The organism is Weissella sp. DD23 (genome assembly GCF_001579105.1).
GTDB classification, from domain to species: Bacteria; Bacillota; Bacilli; order Lactobacillales; family Lactobacillaceae; genus Weissella; species Weissella cibaria.
Genome location: NZ_KQ970390.1, coordinates 72,452 through 73,739, shown reverse-complemented (window position 1 = coordinate 73,739; position 1,288 = coordinate 72,452). Strand labels below are relative to the sequence as shown.

At 51.1% G+C, this 1,288-nt stretch carries 2 protein-coding genes; one reads left to right on the top strand and one right to left on the bottom strand.

What is annotated here, in order from left to right:
- Positions 1 to 81 (top strand): aminopeptidase (locus WEIDD23_RS14135; RefSeq protein ID WP_242865405.1); only part of this gene is annotated, 81 nt, incomplete at its 5' end.
- Between the two features lie 59 nt (positions 82 to 140).
- Here the strand turns inward: WEIDD23_RS14135 and WEIDD23_RS00330 are convergent.
- A partial coding sequence (locus tag WEIDD23_RS00330) for a CAP domain-containing protein (RefSeq protein WP_207644191.1) occupies positions 141 to 1,288 on the bottom strand: 1,148 nt, incomplete at its 5' end.

Below are 1,288 nucleotides of genomic sequence, written 5' to 3'. Positions count from 1 at the left end.
GGATCAGCCGATATGGATATCGACGGTATCACGTATGACGGTCAAGTCATCCCCGTCTTCCGCAATGGTGACTGGGCATAATCGCACACAAAAAGAAAAGCATCTGGTATTTGCAAACACCAGATGCTTTTTAATTATCATTAATTTGCTTCACCAACGATGACATTGCCAACAATCGCAATCCCAACACGTGAGTAGCCCGCATTCATTTCCCAATCACGGTGACCAGTTGTACCAACCGGCATCATGTTCGTCTCATTAAACCAAGCGTTTACAACCGACGTACCCGGGGCATAATCAATCGCTACGACTTCACCAGCGGTGCTGTAGTGATCACTCGCAACACCACCCAAGTTAGCCATTTGTTGGGCCCGTGCCTGTGCACGCGCTGCCAAATCGTTATCAAACGTCAATGGCGCCAACCCCTGTGACTGACGCAACGCATTCAAGGCATTAAATGTCGACATATCCGCGCTGCCAACCGTGGCTACCGTCGCCTCAGTCTGAACTTGTGACTCAGCCGTTACTTGTGCTTGGACGGTACTAGCTGCAGCTTGTTGTGATGATGCTTGCTCAGCCGCCACCTGAGCGGCTACGGCGGCTGAAGAAGCAGCTGCAAGTGCAGCCGATGCCGTTTGTTGCGCAGCAGCTTCAGAAGCGGCCGTCGCTTGTGACTCCGCGGCCGCCATTGATGCAGCGTCAGCTTGTGACTGTGCTACGCTAGCTGCGTATGACGCTGCTGCCGCCTGACTAGCAGCAATTGAAGCTGCTTCACTCGCTGCTTCAGAGGCCGCTACTTGACTGGCAGCAACTGAATCAGCAACCTGACTCGCTACGACTGCCTCTGACGTTGGTGTCGCAGTGCTGGTCGCAACAGCATCTTGCTCAGTCGTTGCGGTTTGCTCTGTAACACCTTGCGGTTGTACAGTCGCACCAGTAGTCGTTTGCGCCATAAAACTTTCATTTGCAAACAACACATCCGGATTTGCAATACCGAATTGGTTAACAAACGTATCCAAGTTCTCACCATTCGCTAAAGCTAATGCCCAAACAGTATCCCCATACTGCACGTTGTAATTTGCCAAACCACCCGCTTGTGCCAACTGATTGGTTACTTGTTGGACACCATTCGCTTGCCAAACGTCAGCTGACGCCTTGTCATTTGCTGTGATGGCCACGCCAGCAACCGTTGCTACCGTCGCCAACGCTACCCACTGCTTGCCTGATTTGTACATCTTCTTACGAGAAACCGTGTTCATATTTAATAAATCCCCTTGATAATCATATT